Raw genomic sequence first — 627 nt, forward strand, 5'->3', positions numbered from 1 at the left:
GTCGTTGCTCCACGCCGCTAGTGGTGAACGCCTGACCATGGCGGATCTCAACGCCGAAACGATCAAGCGATTTATTCAGCACCTGAGAAACGAGCCCATCGAATACGGCTCGCAAAAGGGTCACTTTACCAAAACCAAATCTTTGCTTGTGGCATCTCATCGGTTCGGGTTCTGGCCGGAAGTAGATATGAAAACGGTTTGGCCTGCCAATCCGTTTCCGAATTCCAACAAACGACGTAAGGGCCAGAAGGCGCTCAGCAAAAATGAAAAGCGGTTTTTGATCAAAGCGCTGCGCACAGAGATGGAGCGGATTGTGGCACACTCTGAGCCGCTGAACAGCTACGATTTGACCGTTTGCGTGGTGTCCATCGCCCTGTCCACTGGAATGAATCCGGCACCCATCCTGGAACTCACCACGGACTGCGTGCAGCCTCACCCGCTCAAATCCAACCTGCGGCTGCTTGTGAGCTTTAAACGTCGCGGCAACGCCACGCACGTGGTTGCCCTGAGAAAGTCTGAGGAAGTATCGGAAATGGCCAGTGTCCACCTATATGCCGCTGATGCCATTGATCTGATCGTTACGAGGAATGCCTCTATACGCGCCCAGCTGGGTGATCGGGGGCGACT

At 54.4% G+C, this 627-nt stretch carries 1 pseudogene; it reads left to right on the plus strand.

Annotated features, from left to right (window positions below):
• Positions 1-37: 37 nt before the first annotated feature.
• A pseudogene (locus R7Z77_RS26465) lies at positions 38-627 on the plus strand (hypothetical protein); the annotation flags it as partial.

The organism is Vibrio sp. 1401 (assembly GCF_033340295.1).